Raw genomic sequence first — 14,162 nt, 5'->3', positions numbered from 1 at the left:
GGCACGGACTGTCCGTGCCGCACCAACCGGGTGGGGGGTGGGTCAGGCGAACGACAGCATGAAGTAGTCGTCGTCCGCGCAGCACAGGCCGACGTGGCCGCTGATGCCGGAGGAGTCCGAGCGCTCGGCCAGCGCGGTGGCGCCGGCGCCGCAGTTGTCGCAGTAGCCGACGATCCGGGCACGCTCCGGCCGGGGCTCGGGTTCGGGGGCGGTGCAGCGGGCCCGGAAGTCCGCGCGGGCGGCCGCCTCCTCGCCGTGGAGGCTGTGGAACCAACGCTCCTCCGAGTCCTCCCCCGCGGCGAGCCACCAGTTGGTGGTGACCTGCCAGAGGGTGAGGATCCCGTCCGGCGTCTGGAAGGCGTGCCGGGTGAGTACGGCGTGCTGGCCCTCCTGCCTTACCTCCCAACCGCCCTTGTCGGCCTCCAGGTCCTGGTGGCCGGTCGCGGTGGCCAAGCGGCGGGCCCAGTCCGACGTGGCGAGGTCGCCGGTGCGGGCCAGCAGGTTGAGCCCGGTCACCGCGGGGACGGGCAGGCTGCTGATGTCCTCCGGGTCGGAGATCACGTTGTTCCAGGCCCCGGTGCACAGCTTCCCGTCGTCCCAGAGCGACCAGCCGTGGGCCACGTGCAGCGGGCGGGGGCCCACCTCGCACGTGATGTCGGGCTCCGTCCGCCAGGTGCTCGGGCGGAGGGCGGCGAACTTCCGGGCGACGCCGGGGTCGTTGAAGTAGACGTCGATGTCCGTGTCGAACCCGTTGTCCAGGTAGCCGATCCGGATGCGCGTCGCCTCCGCAGGGATCTTGGGCGCTCGGGCGGCCAGCAGCTCCTCGACAGTGGCGTGCCCGGCCTTGTGGAGTTCGGTGGCCCGGTGAGCGGTCAGGCCATGGTCTGCGAGGCGCCCGGCGTCGGCCATCCGCCAGGTGTCGAGCGAGCCGTCGCCGAAGCGCAGGTCCCAGCCCGAAGCCTTCCACTGCTGTCCCGTGCGCGACAGCAGCGTCTGCGCGTCGGCGAAGTCGTGGACGACGACGTTGCGGAGTTTGGCGACCTGGTCCGGGCTCCAGCCCGCCGCCGAGAGGATCTCGGCGGCTTCGGCGTCGGGCCCGGCCACCGCCCACTCGTGGGAGTCGTGGAAGTGGGCCCGCAGGTCGGCGACCAGGGTGGCCCGTTCGGGGGTGAGCGGCACCGAGCGGGTGATGCCGTACGCGCCGCCGAGCACCCACAGCACGCCGGCCGCCTCGTCCAGGCGGACGTCGTCCTGGTCCATCGGCCAGCTGGAGTCCCGGCTGCGGATGTAGTCCAGGCGCGGAAGGTGCTGCACGTGGTCGGGGGTGGGGCTGTGCTTGGTGGCGTCCTGCACCATCGCGTGCGGGTAGATCATCGAGCCGATGGAGACCGCGAGCAGCTTCCCGGCCCGGTGGGAGGTCCGGTCCAGGGCGGCGCGCCTCGCGTCCCGGGCTGCGCGCCAGGACGCGAGGTCCGGTACCGGGTGGGCGGCCAGCAGGCTGCCCAAGGTCTCGCCGGTCGCCTCGTGGCCCACCTCGCGCAGGCCCGTGGCGGTGACCAGGTGCACGGAGGTCTCGCAGGAGCGCTCGACGTAGCTGCTGCCGAGCTGGCAGCGGGCGGCCGACCGGTCCTCGCAGTGGATCAGTGCGCCCTCGGGCAGGTCGGTGGTCTCGCCCGGAAGCAGGTCCTCGCCCTGGGTGAGGTTCGGGTTCGGGCCGGTGAGGAGAGTGCGCCGGCTGACGACGACACCCGGCAGTCGGCCGGGCACGGTAACGCGGATCATGCGGATGCTCCCTTGGTGGTGTCCCGGCCGACCGGCCGGGCGCCTCAACGTGACCAGCCTGGCACTCTCCGCTTAAATTCGCAACATGTGTTGTGAATTAATTGGGGCTCGGGGCGTTCTCCCAGCTCAGAGGGCATGTGCGATGATGTCGATCGGCCCGGGCCAGGTCGCCTCAACAACGCTCCCGCCCGGGCCGACCCCTAGGCGACTCCGCCGCTCTTGTCGGCCGGAACAGCGGGGCACCAGCTGCCCCTGCTGCTCTTGGCCTCGGCAGCCCTCAGCCGTCGCAAGGTCCCCGCTGGGGTTCGTCGGCGGGGGCACCATGAACTTCACGAGTTCACAAGTGGCCCAGTCCTGGCCCAGTCCTGGCCCAGTAGTGGCCCAATCGGCCATCCAAGTGGGCGGCTGCCACCTACGTTGGGCCTTGTCCCCGCGACGCAGCCGAAGCAGTCGTGCCCGATGTGCCGGTCGAAGGGGATGCCGCACGTCCGAAGGAGGAGAAGCCATGTCTCAAAGGCGATCGCAACACCCCCAGCCCCCTGGCGGCCAGGACGGCCGCCCCATCTTCGAGCTGCGCGCCGGCGGCCTTCACTTGACCATCCATCGGGTGCCGTACTGGCTGCTCCCACTTGTCGCCGCTATCGGTAGCGGTGGAGGCGCCGCCTGGCTGTTCAGGTGATCCCTCACGTCGCCGAGGCCGGCCTCGCAGAAGCCCCACGGTCCGGCCCGCCACCGCCCGCAGGGGGATGAGGCCACGAGCTCCATGCGCTGCCGCCTGCGGCCATGTCCGTCCGCGCTGTCAGGAGGTCCTCGATGTTCACCGCCTCGTCGAACGGGCTGACCGTCGGACCGTCCGGTTGCACGCCCTGCTCCACAACGGCGTCGATGGCACTGCGCTTCCAGACCACGCCCACATCACTGCCATCTACGATGCGGCCGCTGTAGATCCCGACCAGGTCGTACGTCCACGTGTCGGCCTCCTGTATGACTCCCGCAGAGGTGACGAACCGGGTGAACGGGGCAGCGGAGAAGACGACTGGGGATCCGGATTGACCCGGGCGCGCCCGGCAGTCGATCAGGGTCGCGGGGAGTCCCTGCCAGTCCAGCGACGGGTGCCAGGCGATGGTTCCGCGGGTCCACACGCCAAGGGGTACCTGGGCCTTGAAGGGATCGAATCCGAGTGGGAAGCCGATCACGTGCAGCTCGCTGGCGACGGCCAGGCGAGGGAGGGCCGCGCCAGAGACGGTGTATGCCATCAGGTCTAGGTCGCGCTCGAAGCTCGGGCCTGACAGCGGGATGGCGACGACGTCGACCTTCCACCCGAGGTCGGGGTGCTCCAGCCAGGACGGCCGGCGCACCGGGTCGTCGGGGTCCTCGCTCGCGTCCCAGAGTTCCAGAACGACCGGAAGCCACTCGCCGAGCCTGTCGGCGCGCGGGAGGAAGACCCGGAGCGCGGAGATCGCCGCTCCGCTCGACTTGTCTCCGTCAAGGCTGTTGCGGCCTGTGACCACGTGCCGGTTAGTCACCAGATAGGGCATGCCGCGGGTGTTGCGGACGATGAAGCCGGTGGCGGCCCGGCCATTCTCGACGGTGCCCATGGGGGTCAGGGGCTGGATGTACAGCGAGGCAAGGGAAGGGAGCTCCAGGACCCGGGGGAATCCCGAGGAGAGTCCATCGTCAAGGCGGGCGGGCTTGGGCAGCTGCGACATGCCGGAAGGCTAGCGGCCCTGGGCCCGTCTGCTCTTCCTACAGTTCGGGGCCGTTGCGGTTGCGGCCGCCGCGGTTCTGCTCGGGGCCCTGCTGCTGGCGCTGCTGCTCGACGGTGCGCTGGGCGGCCTGGATCCGGCGGGCCTCCTCCGAGAGGCGCTGGTCGTACGGCTGGGCGTCGCGCCGCTGCATCTCCTGGCGGATCGTCGCCGCCGAGGCGTCCAGCTCCGTGACCCGGTCGCGCGCGGCCGTGGCCTCGGCACGGGCTGCTTGCAGACCCCGTGCGCGCGACGTGCTGGTCCGTTCCAGCACCGCGTCGCGGCTGCCGCCGGCGCGCTCCCAGGCGGCCAGTCGCTCGTCGTGCTCGGCGGGGTCTCCGGCGCGCTGAGCGCTGTCCTGCAGGCGCTGCCGTGCCGCGGCGAGCTCCAGGTTTCGACGGTCGACGGACGTGCGAAGGTCGAGCAGTTGGCGCTCCATCTGCTCGCGTTCGGGGCCCCGTACGGTCGGGCGGCCGAACCGGTTGGTCTCCGTCAGCCTTGCCTCGATGTCGACGGTGAGGTTCCGGTCGTACTCGACGCCAGCAGTCAGTTCTGTGACCAGGACGGCGGTCGCACGCATCTCCTGGATGGCCTCGACGCGCTCGGCCCGGGCAGCGATGCGCTGCTCGACGTCCCCGCCCGGGGCAAGCGCGGCCGCGAGCTCGGCAACGCGGGCGTCCTGGGCGGCGGCCTGGTCGTGGGCGGCTTCGGCGGCCTCGGCCGCGTAGGCCAGCGCCACCGTCAACTCGGCATCGGAGAGCATGGCGTAGGGCAGGTCCTGCCAGTTCTCCTCGGTGCTGTCGACCTCGTCCTCGACGGCGACGTCCTGGGCCGCCGACTCGGCCAGCCCGGCCTCGATAGCGCGGGCCTCTTCGGCGACGGCGACGGCGGCCGGCTCCAACTCGGTGGCTGTCCCCAGAGCGTCCTGGAGCGCCGGGTCGGCGGCCGGGTAGAGGACGTCACCGCGGTGGGCGGCGGCCTCGACGGCGCGTGCCCGACGGCCTACCTGGGCCATCTGGTCCTGCAGCGTCTGCCAGGCGTCGGCGTCACGGTCGGCATCGGGGCGGTCTCCGATTCCGGGCTCGCTGTCGCGGACCTGGCGGCGGGTCCGCCAGGCGTCGGCCAGGGCGGCGGTGCGCTCCCATGCCTCGCGCAGCTCGTGGTCCACCGGCGGGACGGGGCCGAGCGGACGCGCCCACTCGGGCGGGTCCTGGGCGAGGTTCTGGCCGGTCTGGCGCAGGCGGTCTTCGATCACCTCGCGGCGGGCCTGCAGGTGCTCGGTCCAGGCCTGCGGGGTGTGCGCGTCGCGCTCGACCTCGCGCGGCGCGAGCCACTCCGGAAGCGGGCCGCTGTTGTCCGGGGTGATGGGGGCGGCGTCGGGCAGCAGCTGCCGCAGGCGCTGTTCGGCGCGCACCCGGGCGGTGACGACCTCGGCCTGCTCAACCCGCTGGCGGGCCTCATCCTTCCCTTGGAGGTTGCCCTGCATCGTCGCGGCGACGGTCATGCCGTCCTGCCCGGCGGTGGCCGCGTGCCCGGTTCCGGGCTCGCGCTGCCAGGTCTCGCGCATACGGTCGATCGGCGCCATGCGGGCACGCAACCGCTGCTCGCGCCGCAGCGCGAAGAGGTCGGCGGAGGCCTCGCGCGCGGCATCCCCGCCGAGGTCGCCGGCCCGGCTCAGGCGGCGGGCCCGGGCGATGGCGTCGGCGAGCTGAGCACGGGTGAGGTCGCCGTACGCACGGTGGGGCCAGGCCGGAACGGGCTGGCCCTCGACTTCGACGGCCCGTGGCTGGTTGGCCACGCGGGCGTCGGCCCGGCGCAGGTTCTCCAGCGCGTGCGCGCGGTGCTCGGCGGCGCGCTGGGCGAGGCCTTGGAGCTGCTCGGGGGTGAGGTCGGCCAGGGGCCGGTTGGGGTTCTCCGTCCGCAGCTTCTCCGTGAGCTGGCGGGCGTCGTCCACGTGGTTGTCGATGCGCCAGCTCAGCACTGCCGCGACGTCCTCGGCGTCGTCGAAGTCGCGCTCGCTGTAGGCGGCGAGCAGGATCCGCTCGGGGGCGAATCCCTCACGCTCGGCGTCGCGGACCGCGCGGACCACGGCCTGCCAGGCGTCGGCCGCGATGAACTCCTCGGCGGCCTCGCCGATCACCGAGCGGAGCATGCTCTGGTAGCGCAGGGAGAGAGCGCGGGCGTGGACGTCGGTGTACTCGTTGGCGAGCTGGCGGACGCTGACCGCGCGGTCCTGCTCCTCACGGATCGTCTCCGTCGCGGAGATCGACGCCTGCGAGTTGCGGGCGATGGCGGTGAGGACGTCGGCCATCGTTTCGCCGTCGTCCAGGATGACGTAGCCGCGGTTGTGTTCGCGGCCGCGCGTCATCTCGACGTAGGCGGCTTCCCGGGAGGTTTTCCTGCTGAGCAGGCCGGATCCGGTGGCGACGGTGGCGCCCTGGCCGCGGTGGCCGGTGCTGGCGTAGCCGAGCTCCACGTACCGGCTGACGTAGTCGGCCGGCAGGGTCGCGCGGCCGCCGTGGTCGGTGTGCCGCACGATCAGGGAGCCGTCGCCGTTGACGGCGACGACGGACCACTGGTCGCCGTTCTTCACGAAGTCGCGGCCGCCGCGCACTACGGTCTTCCGGGCGTTGCGGCGGGTCACGACCAGGTCGCCGCGGTGGGCGGCCAGGCCGTCGCGCAGGTGGACGGTGTGCGTCGTGTCGAGCTGTCCGGCGCCCAGCCGGTAGGCCTGGGCCGCGCCGTTGAGCTCGCCCACGCTCGCGTTGTCGTCGGCCATCATCAGGGCGGGTCGGCCCTGTTCGACGTCGTGCTGCCAGTCCCTGAAAATGGCCTGCAGCATCTGCTCGCGGCTGCCGGCCACGATCCGGTCCTGGGCCAGGTACCAGGCCCATGCGTCCTCGGGCTCACCCGCCCGCAGCGCGAGGGAGGCGGCCGCTTCCCCGGGCGCGCGGAAGCGGTGCACCTGCTCAAGCTCGACCACGTCGGTGGTGTTGGCGAGCAGTCGCAGGGCGCCGCCGGCCTCGACGCTCGCCAGCTGTCCGGGGTCGCCGATCAGGCGGACCACGGCACCGGCGCGCTCGGCTTCGGCGACGACGTCGGCGAGGCGGCGGGTGCCCGCCATCCCGGCCTCGTCCACGATCAGCATGTCCCCCGCGCCGATCTCGAACTCAGCCGGGACGGGCTCGCCCTGGCGGGCCCGCTCGCGTTGGCCCAGCCACTGGTGCAGGACGTAGGCGGGCGCGTCGATTCCGGCGCTGAGCTCGGCGGCGGCGCGGGCGGAGGGGCCCAAGCCGATCACGCGGCCGCCGGCTTCGCGCACGGCGTCGGCGGCCACGGCCATGGCGGTGGTCTTGCCCGCTCCGGCCGGGCCGATCGCGGCCTCGACCAGGTGCTCGCCGGTCGCGAAGCGGCGGGCCAGGGCCCGCTGTCCGGCGTCCAGCGGGCGGCCGGGGTTGGCCTGCTGGTAGGCAGCTAGCACGCGCTCGAAGGCCTCGGCGGAGGCGGCCGGGATGACGCGGGTGCGGGCGGCTCCGACGATCCGGTCCTCGGCGGCGAGCACCGCCGCGGAGGTGAACAGCTCGGTCTCCCGGCGCCGGTAGATGCTGGTCCCGTCGGGGCGGGTGAGCGGTGCGAAGCTGGGGTTCGGGTCCGGCGGTGTGATGTTGATGGCCTCGCGGGAGAGCGCCAGTTCGGCGATCTGGTCGGCGAGCTTGGCGCCGGGCCGTGTTCCGCGGGTCGCGGCCATCACCCACCGGCGGGCCTCGGCCAGGACCTGGCGCCGGCCCCACACGCTGCGGTGGTCCGAGACGGTTTCGATCACCTCGCGGGCGGCGGTCTCCACGTCGATCCGGACGGCGGCGGTGTCCTCACGGAAGCCGTCCGCAGCGGCGCGGGCGCTCTGCAGCAGGGCGTCCACGCGTTCGGCGCCGTAGGCGTCGACGGCGGCCGCGCGCCACTCGACCCGCAGGTCGGACAGTGCCCGGGCGTGCCCCTTGTCGGGGCGGGTGTCGAGCGTGGCCTGCTGCATCAGCTGCAGCAGGGCCTTGCTGGACGGCTCCCGGCCGTGCTGCTGGCGGAACTCCTCGACCAGTTCGGCGGTGCGCTCCTTGATGCTCCGGGAGCGGGCCGAGTGGCCCTCGATCAGGTCGGATCCGACTCCGGCGATCTCCATCACCGGGCGCTTGCCGGCGGTCACCTCGCGAGCTTCGGCGCGCAGGCCGAGCGCGTCGCAGACGACCTCGACCACCCGGGCGTTGTACAGCTCACTGGCCGGGACGTTCTGGGCGAACAGCAAGGTTCCATCCAGGCTCCGCCACTTGCCGTCAACGCCCAGGACCTTGTTGGCAATCACCACGTGGTCGTGGAGCAGGGGCTCGCCCTCGCGGTTGTCGTAGTGGCGGAAGCGGGTCGCGATCAGGCCGCCCTGAACGTGCTCCTGGGCAATGCCGCCGGTGCCGGTCCGGGTCATGGTGGCCTCGGCCTCCAGCCACGCGAGGGTGTCGGCGATGGCCTGCCCATGAGCCCGCTCGACGGCCTGGCGCACCTCCTCGTCGCCCAGCGCCCACAGCACGCTGACGCTCTTCGGGGCCGAGAAGACCAGGTCGAACCCGGCAACGGCCTCCTGCCGCTTCCCGCCCTCGGCGCGCTTGATGAAGCGGCCCAGATCCTCCTTGGAGGTCGGGCCCCGGCCGTGTGCCTCACGGAACATCAGGGAGCCGACCTTGCCGCGCAGGGCGGCACGCTCCGTGGCGTCCGGCGCGCGGCGGTTGAGCCGCTCGAAGGTCGCCAGCTCCTCCTCGAAGCGGCGGCCGAACTCGGTGTCGCGGTTCTTGAACTGCGGGAAGGCCCGGCCGAGCTTCGCGGCGGCCAGGGCCCGCTTGGAGCTGTCGCCGGCGGCGATCCGATCGGCGATGATCCGCTCGGCGTCAGGATGGAGTCCCTGGCCGAACAGGGCCTTCATCTGGGCCTCGGTGACCGTGCCCGACACACCGAGGAGCTGGATCCCGGAGCCCATCCACAGGCCGGGAGGCTGGCCTTGGGCGGTGTAGTAGTCGCCGAGTTCGCGGCCGATCTCGCGGCGCTCGTCGGCGCTGACGGTCTCGCGGATGTAGTAGGCGTACCCGTCCCCGGCGCTGAGGCGGTGGACGGTCATCACGCGGCGATCTTACCCCCAGGGTCACTCAAGTGCATGAGGTGTGACCGTTACTGATCTTGAAAAAGCAAGGCGAGCCGATGGAGCCGAACGGGAGCTTGCGAGCGGGCGGGTTCATCGGGGAGACGAGCGTTTTCAAGATCAGTAACGGTCACGAGCTTGCGAGGCGGCTTTCCACAGATCTGCTCACCGAGCAGATCTGTGGAAAGCCGCACAGACGACGCACCCTGTGAGCGCGGCACGGGGAGAGCCGGCAGACGGGTGCGGCACCGACCTGCGGGTGACTGGCTGACAGAAGCCCCTACGGCGAACGGCGGAGCGGGAGGCCGGGGCGATCAGGCTCCGCACGGACGCCGGCGGCGCTCCTGCGTACGGTGGGGCGGCAGGGACGGCGGGGCGCCGGCGCTCCCCAACGGCCTGACGGTGGGTTCACTCCCCCGCCGCCCGCCCCGCCCGCGGGGCGGGCGGGGCACAATGTGCACCACGGTTGACGATCAACGGGAGGTAGCCGGATGGCTGAGAGCAGGGGGGCGCGCCAGCTGTCGGCGCGCCAGAAGGCAACCCGAACCGCGGCCGAGCGGGCCGAGCGATTCGAGAAGCGGGCGGCCGAACGCCGGCGGATCGCCGGCGAGATCATCCTGGGCCTGGACCAGGTGGAGACGTTCAACGAAGAGACGGAGGAACTCCTGGACAAGCTGGAAGCCGACCGCGCTGCGAAGCGGGCCGTCAAGCTGGCGGCGATCGACGCCCTGGTGGTCGACCTGCTCGCCACCGGGGTGGACGTGGCCGAGGCGGCCGAGCGGCTCGGCCTGACCGAGGCCGAGGTCAAGGCGGCGAAGCGCCGACACACCACGGCCGCGAAGGCTGCCGCGGCCGCGAAGGCGGCACCGGCTAAGGCTCCGTCCGCTACGATCCCCGAGCAGCAGGACAGCGCACCGGCCTACGGACCGGTGAGCGCCACCCAACCGCCAGGAGATCCGGCGGCGGTGTGATCCGCTGCTGAACGCACGTCGGCCCCGCCCCGGGGATGGTCACCCATCCGCCAGGGCGGGGCCGTTTTGTTGCTCAGGCCGACGGCCGGTCAGAACAGCGGGAGCTGGGAGCGGCTCGGGTCGCTCGCCTCGACGGCGGCCAGGTAGGTCTCGGCGTCGTACCCACCCGCCAGGGCCTCGCGCACCAGCGGCCGCACCTCGCCGGCGCGCATCGCGGCTGCCAGTACGGGCAGGTCCAGCCCGTCCCGGAGCGCGGCCTGGATGGCCTGCGCCCGGCCGAGTGGGCCGCGGCTGTCGGCGGTGCCGACGTGCGCCCGGCCGGCCGAGCGGCCCTGGGCTGCCATCTGCCGAAGGTTTGCCAGCTGGGAGCCGGCCGCCAGGTGGCCGAGCTCGATACACAGAGACTCGTTACAGCCGTGCGCGATTTTCAGCACGGCGGGCATCGGCCGCGGTCCGCGCACCTCCTCGACCAGCCACCGGTGCACCCGCACGGTGCGCTCGCGCCCGTCCTCGGTGATGGTCGCCTTGGCGTAGCCGTCACTCGTCAGGCTCTGGGTCCAGTACCGGCATCCGTGCGGCACCAGGATGCTCCGCTCGGCGGCGTACGCCAGCGCCTGCTCGGCTCGACTCGCCATGCTCTCCCCCGCTCCGCCCGGTCGGCCGGATCATTGTGCCAGGGGCACCTGGCCGTGGCGGCGCGCGCGGACTCGCCCGGGACACACGGCGGCCCCCGGCGCGGGGCGCCGGGGGCCGGGTCGGGGTTCTGCTCTCACCCCCTCGCCTGAGGGGCCAGAAGCAGAACCGGGGCAGGTGCTACGGGCGGACGGGCCAGTCGGTCGGCGGGATCGGGGCCAGGCCGCGCTGGTCGCGCACGGCCTCGTCGCTGCCGCAGGGCGAGCAGATCACGCGGTCACGGTTGATGGTCGTGCGCGAGCGGGCGGTCGAGCCCTCCAGGGTGCCGCCGCAGCGCGGGCAGCGGGTAGCGGCGGTCACTTCGCCTCCGGGTGGGTGCGGGCGGTCTCCACGATCTGACGCCAGGTCGGCTCGGACGTGCCGGTGCCGTCCTCCTGGCGGGCGGCCCGCACCAGGTCGGCGGTGCTGGCGTCGGGCTGCTCGGCGAGCAGCCGGCGGGCCAGGTCGAGCTTGGGGTCGCCGGCCCACGGGTGGGCCTTCGGCTTGCGGCCGGCTCCCCGGCCGGCTCCGCTGCGGCCGCGGGCGGGCGCCTTCTCGGCGGCCTCCTGCAGCCGGCTGCGACGGTAGGCGGGCACCACCTTGCCGTAGTGGCGCACCTCCCCGTCCGGATCGCCGCGCAGCAGGTCACCGATCGACCCGGTCGGCGGATTCGAGCGCCACCCGAGCACCGTGCTGGTGTCGGAGTGACCCATGATCTTGGCCAGGGCGTTGATCGGCAGCAGCTCGTCCGGGTCGTCGTCGGCGCAGACGTTGACGACGTCGGCCTTCGCCTTGTACTCGGCGGCCGTGGCGGCGGCCAGGTCCTCGTGCCAGCGGCGCCACTGCGGCGCGCACCAGTGCATCACTCCGCCGATCACGACCGCGGGCGGGTGCGCGTTCTTCTCGCGTGCGGTCCACAGGCGTTGCAGGGTGCGGGTGCTGAGCCCGTGGTCGGCCGCGAGCGTGGCCCGGTCGCGCAGCTGGGAGCGTGCGCCGTCGATGACGGCCAGCCAGTCCTGCTCGGTGGTCTGGGGATGCAGCCGGTGGGCGGTGTGGGCGAGCTCGGCGTCGTCGGCGCCGGGCCGTTCGGCGAGCAGTCGGACGGCCTGGTCGAGCAGCTCGTCCGGGCCGTGCTCGGCGGCGGGGTCGGCGTTCACGGGCGTCTCCAGGGGGTCGGTGGCGGCCGGGGGTGCCGGCAGCGGTGCGCGGGTCACAGCCATCCCCACGTCTGGACGCCGCCCGGGCTGTGGCGGATGACGGTGGCCAGGTCGTGTTCGGTGACCACCATGGCCCAGTCCTCCCACTGCGGGTGCTCGGCCGGCAGGTTGAGCTCGAACAGGCCGCTGTCCCGGTCACCCTGGTACCAGTCAGCGATCAGGAAGTGGTCCGCTGCGGGGGCGGTGCGGGCGACGGACGGCCGCAGCACGACCATGTCGCCGGGGAACGGAGTGCTGTCGCCGGGCTGCTCAACGGGGAAGTGGGATTCGGGTACCATCGTCATTGGAGTTCTTTCACTTGTTGGTGGGAACGCCCGGACCGGAAGGCCAGTTGCCAAGCTTTGCCGACCGGTCGGACAGGGCCCGTCGCGGAAGCGGCGGGCCCTTGTCGTTGTCTCGGCCGGCCGAAGCCGACCGAGACAGGAGACAATTAAACCAGAGTTTGCGGGGCGGGGGAATCGCCGGCGTTCTCCGGCGCGGTCCGCAGGCGCTGCTCCAGCTCGCCCGCCCACTCGTCCAGGTCGGCGAGGATGCGGTTCATCCGGCGCTCGTGCGCCCATCCGCCAGGCAGCAGCGGGAGGTCTTCCGGCGCCTTGCGGCCCTTGGGCCAGGTCGGCGGGAGCTCGACGCCGGTGAGGGCCTCGACGGCGAGCACGCCGTCCGGGGTGGGGCGGATCGGTCCGGCGTCCTTGCGGGCGTACAGGTAGGCGCCGCGCTGCAGCAGCTCGACCAGCTCGCGCCGTACCAGGCGTCCCTTCGACGCGGTGCCGGTGGGCGTGTCGGCGGGGATCATCCGGTAGCGCCGGCCGTCCCATGTGAGGCCGTCCGCGCGCACGTGGGCGGCCGCCAGGACGGCCCACAGTTCCACGGCGAAGTGCGGCGCCAGGTCCTTGGCCGCCGCCTCGCGCCGGTGGGCCTCCATGTAGCCGCGCAGGCGCTTCTCGTGGGCCTGGGCGTGGTGGACGGCGGCGTGCACGGCGCCGGCCTGGTGGTCGTGCTCGCCGAGGCCGGCCAGCCGGTCCTCGATGTCGAGCCGGTCGCAGTCGCAGCAGGCGACCCGCAGCCAGCGCGGGCCGACTGGGTGCAGCGTCACCGGGCAGGTGAGCCGGGACAGGCCCCACGGGATCACCGGGCAGGGGCCGAGCTCGTCGACGCCGCCGCGGCCGCCGGCCTGGGCGTGCTCGGTGACGGCCTGCTCCACCTCGGACCACCAGCGCAGGCCGTCGGCCAGCACGGGGCCGCCGTCGGCGCGGGTGAGCGTCATCGGTTCCCCCTCCCTCGCGCGCCGCACGGTGTACCGGTGGCCGTCGTACTCGACCAGGCGCTCGCGGACCAGCACGTGCCCGGCGTCGGCCGGGTGGTGCCAGTCCACCGCGGTGTCGACCGTCGGCGGCCGGGCCGGCTGTTCGGCGTCGACGTCGCGGCCGAGGGCCGCCCGGGCCTCGGGGAACTCCTCGGCGAGCAGGACGAACTGGCGCCGGGCCCGGTCGGTGACGCCGGTGTCGGTGTCGGTGTCGGCGTAGTCGACCAGGCCGAGGCGGCGGGCCCGGGTCCACGCGGACCACATCGCGCGACCGGCCGCTGACAGGGGTACGTACCGGCGGTAGTTGGTGGTCTCCTGCGGCCAGGCCAGGTACCCGCGCGCCAGCAGCGTCCGCACCCGGCGCACGCCGAAGGTCTTCGGCTGCCAGTTCCCGCCGTCGGCGACGTAGAAGCCGCGCAGGTCCTCGGTCAGCTCGCCGCGCTCGGCCCAGCCGAGCACCTCGGCCTGGCCGCGGGAGAGCGCGGCGGCCTCGGCCAGCTCCAGCTCTGCGGCAGTGACCAGCTGGTGCTCCTGGACGTGGTCGAGCGCGTGGTAGTGCGCCCAGTCCTCGGCGTCGATCCGTTCGCCGTCCACCATCCTGATGTGCAGCCAGTCGCCGGTGTGACGGGAGCACTCGACCGCCCAGCGGTCATTGGCGACGTTCTGCGACTTCGCGCGCAGCCACGGGGGCAGCACCAGCGCGGGCGGCTCGGCGAAGACGGCGGCCGCCGGGGTGGCTGCGGCCGCCGTGACCTGGACGGCGGCGCTCCACAGCGGGGCCTGCCGCGGCGGCGGGGTGCGCTTCGCCGCCGGCTTCACCGCAGCGGGGGCGGCGGGGCGGTGCTGCGGGACGTAGAACGGCAGGCCTTCGAGCATGGGCTGCAGCGTGGTCGGGTAGAGGCTGCCGGGCCGGTAGGGGTGGACGCGGGCAAGGACCTTCTGGCGTCGCTTGCCGGTGGTCAGCACCCCCTTGTCGGTCCACTGCTCGGCGAGCTGGTCGGCGTGGGCGGCGCACGCGAGTTCGTGGTGCGTGGCGGCCAGGTCGGCGGCGCCGAGGGAGTAGCCGACGACCCGGTGGGTGGCGTCGGCCCGGCACGGCCGGTCGGTGAAGAGCAGGCGGCCGGCCTCGGCGGGGTCCTGGGTGGTGGCCTGGCAGAGCGGGGGCAGGGTCAGCATGGTGGGCACCTCGTCCGGTGGGGGCCGGGGCCGGGGCCCGGGGGCCCCGCCCCGCCCGCCGGGGGGGGGGCGGGGTGGGGGGGGGTGTGATATAAAAAAAAAACGGAGGCCCCCCAAACA

Annotated in this window: 9 protein-coding genes; 1 reads left to right on the top strand and 8 read right to left on the bottom strand. The window is 73.3% G+C overall.

Annotated features, from left to right (window positions below):
* Window positions 1–42: 42 nt before the first annotated feature.
* From ACFXOZ_RS39780 to mobF, 3 genes are all read right to left on the bottom strand, one after another.
* A complete protein-coding gene (locus ACFXOZ_RS39780; protein ID WP_380594904.1) occupies window positions 43–1,782 on the bottom strand; it encodes a hypothetical protein in 1,740 nt (579 codons plus the stop codon).
* Window positions 1,783–2,465: 683 nt separating this feature from the next.
* A complete protein-coding gene (locus ACFXOZ_RS39775) occupies window positions 2,466–3,491 on the bottom strand; it encodes a trypsin-like peptidase domain-containing protein (protein WP_380594902.1) in 1,026 nt (341 codons plus the stop codon).
* Between the two features lie 37 nt (window positions 3,492–3,528).
* Window positions 3,529–8,682: a MobF family relaxase gene (gene mobF, locus ACFXOZ_RS39770; protein ID WP_380594900.1), complete on the bottom strand. Its 5,154-nt coding sequence runs from the start codon at window positions 8,680–8,682 to the stop codon at window positions 3,529–3,531.
* A 512-nt stretch (window positions 8,683–9,194) separates the two neighbouring features.
* Here mobF and ACFXOZ_RS39765 point away from each other — a divergent pair.
* The gene (locus ACFXOZ_RS39765; RefSeq protein WP_380594898.1) at window positions 9,195–9,674 is read left to right on the top strand and encodes a hypothetical protein; all 480 of its coding nucleotides are present in this window, start codon (window positions 9,195–9,197) and stop codon (window positions 9,672–9,674) included.
* 89 nt (window positions 9,675–9,763) lie between these two features.
* Here ACFXOZ_RS39765 and ACFXOZ_RS39760 read toward each other — a convergent pair whose 3' ends face one another.
* From ACFXOZ_RS39760 to ACFXOZ_RS39740, 5 genes are all read right to left on the bottom strand, one after another.
* Complete coding sequence (locus ACFXOZ_RS39760) at window positions 9,764–10,309, bottom strand: HNH endonuclease (protein ID WP_380594896.1); 546 nt, start codon at window positions 10,307–10,309, stop codon at window positions 9,764–9,766.
* Between the two features lie 178 nt (window positions 10,310–10,487).
* A complete protein-coding gene (locus ACFXOZ_RS39755; RefSeq protein WP_380594894.1) occupies window positions 10,488–10,667 on the bottom strand; it encodes a hypothetical protein in 180 nt (59 codons plus the stop codon).
* Window positions 10,664–11,566 carry a hypothetical protein gene (locus ACFXOZ_RS39750; RefSeq protein ID WP_380594892.1) on the bottom strand — a complete coding sequence of 301 codons (903 nt, stop codon included), beginning with the start codon at window positions 11,564–11,566 and terminating at the stop codon, window positions 10,664–10,666. The genes ACFXOZ_RS39755 and ACFXOZ_RS39750 overlap by 4 nt, the downstream gene beginning before the upstream one ends.
* Complete coding sequence (locus ACFXOZ_RS39745) at window positions 11,557–11,847, bottom strand: DUF6211 family protein (protein ID WP_380594890.1); 291 nt, start codon at window positions 11,845–11,847, stop codon at window positions 11,557–11,559. Before ACFXOZ_RS39745 ends, ACFXOZ_RS39750 begins: the two co-directional genes overlap by 10 nt.
* 146 nt (window positions 11,848–11,993) lie before the next feature.
* Complete coding sequence (locus ACFXOZ_RS39740) at window positions 11,994–14,042, bottom strand: hypothetical protein (RefSeq protein ID WP_380594888.1); 2,049 nt, start codon at window positions 14,040–14,042, stop codon at window positions 11,994–11,996.
* Between the last annotated feature and the right edge of the window lie 120 nt (window positions 14,043–14,162).

This window comes from Kitasatospora sp. NPDC059160, from assembly GCF_042755465.1.
Taxonomy (GTDB): domain Bacteria; phylum Actinomycetota; class Actinomycetes; order Streptomycetales; family Streptomycetaceae; genus Kitasatospora.
The sequence above is the reverse complement of the archived record's forward strand: the minus strand, read 5'-3'. Positions and strand labels throughout refer to the sequence as shown.